This window comes from Roseateles sp. P5_B10 (genome assembly GCF_056400485.1).
The window spans coordinates 1-1,598 of the sequence record NZ_JBFULE010001031.1; the positions used below are offsets into that span (position 1 = coordinate 1).

The 1,598-nt window shown below is 64.6% G+C and carries 2 protein-coding genes and 1 pseudogene; 2 read left to right on the top strand and 1 reads right to left on the bottom strand.

Translation table 11 applies throughout. The features are described 5' to 3' along the window. Nucleotides 1-200 (top strand): annotated as a pseudogene (locus tag AC1DU6_RS30470) (DUF5009 domain-containing protein); the annotation flags it as partial. Nucleotides 201-217: 17 nt separating this feature from the next. Next, nucleotides 218-925, top strand: a complete 708-nt coding sequence (locus AC1DU6_RS30475; RefSeq protein WP_457324059.1) for a DUF6445 family protein — start codon at nucleotides 218-220, stop codon at nucleotides 923-925. A 72-nt stretch (nucleotides 926-997) separates the two neighbouring features. Here AC1DU6_RS30475 and AC1DU6_RS30480 read toward each other — a convergent pair. After that, nucleotides 998-1,598: TonB-dependent receptor domain-containing protein (locus AC1DU6_RS30480; protein WP_477861819.1), on the bottom strand; the 601-nt coding region annotated here is incomplete at its 5' end.

Sequence of the window (1,598 nt, forward strand, 5' to 3'; positions counted from 1 at the left end):
CCTATGCCGGGGCCTGGATGTGCACCGTGTTGTTGGCGGCCACCGGCTGGATGGAGCCGCTGTACCGCACCGTGTTCGGGCCGTTGAATCCGCTGATCGGGCCTTATGGCCAGTCGCTGTCGTTCGCGCTCGCTTTCGTCGCGGTTTGGGCCGTGATCGTGTGGGCCCTGGACAAGCGCGGCTGGTACTGGAAGGTTTGAGAACCGGACACGCGAGCATGAGCGACGCCTTCGCCATCCGCATGCCGCCGGACATCCAGTCCGTGCAGATCGGCGAGCATCAAGTCGTCTTCATCGACAACTTCCTTGAGAACCCACTGGCGATGGTCGAGGCGGCCAGCCAGGCCAACTTCGCGCCATACCCGGGCGTGACCGATCGCAAGGGCTACCCGGGCATTCGCGCACCGGTGCCAGCCGACTATTCGGCCCACCTGACCGTGCTGATGGAGCCGCTGATCCGCCTCAACTTTGGCGTGCCCGAGGCCCTTAAGCTGCGCAAGAGCGAATGCGCCTTCTCGCTGACGACGATGCGGCCCGACGAACTCGGCCCGCTGCAGCGCACACCCCACTTCGACGCCAGCACGCCCCACCATATGGCCGTGCTGCTCTACCTCTGCGACGGCGCGCACGGCGGCACCGCCTTCTACCGCCACAAGGCCACCGGCCTGCAGCAGGTCACGGCGGACAACCGCGAGGCCTTCCTCGACACCTACTACGCCGAGCTCAACGCCCGCCCGCCCGCGCAGCGCTACTTCGACGACTCCGACGAGCACTTCGAGTTCCTGGGCATGATGCCTGCCCGCTTCAACCGCCTGGTCATCTACCGCGGCAGCCTGCTTCACTCGGCCGTCGTGAACCCGCAGCTCAGCCTGAGCAGCGATCCGCGCACAGGGCGGCTGACGGCGAATTCCTTCTACGACTTCTAGGCTGCGGTCTGCGCTTCACGCAACAAGGAAAGCCCGGCATTCGCCGGGCTTTTGCATGGCCGGGGGCGTCGATCAGAACTTCGCCGTCAGGCCGATCTTGTAGGTCGTCTCGCCCTTGAAGGACCAGGCTGGGTAGCCGGCCTTCAGCGGGTCCTTGTGCAGGCCGTCGGCCGGCAGGCTGGTGGACATGGCGCCGTACTGGATGTCGTCCTGCTTGGTCAGGTTCACCGCGTCGAAGCTCAGCTTCAGCCACTTGTTGATGTTCCAGCCGAAGCTCGCATCCAGCGTGCCGAAGTTGGCGTGCATGCGGTTGCCGTACCAGTAGGCGTTCTCGCGAATGATGTACTTGGAGCGCCAGTTGTAGGCCAGGCGGCCGAAGTAGTCGGGCGTCTCGTAGTAGCCCACCAGGTTCACGTTGTGCTTGGACGACTGGGTGAACAGGCCGAGCTGGTCGGCGAAGCTCTCCTTGGGCGCCGTGCCTTCGGTGAAGGTGTAGTTCGACACGATGCCGAAGCCCTTCTCGAAGGCATGGTTGGCCTGCAGCTCGATGCCGCGCAGGCGGCCGCCGCCGGCGTTGACGAAGTTCTGCACCGTCCAGTTGTCGACCTTGCTGAACGGGTCGACCAAGCCGATCTTCTGGTTCAGCAGCACATTGGCCGTGATGAAGTTCGAG

Excerpts from the sequence above, each read along its gene's own strand:
- AC1DU6_RS30475 (WP_457324059.1), top strand. The coding sequence starts at position 218 with ATGAGCGACGCCTTCGCCATCCGCATGCCGCCGGACATCCAGTCCGTG.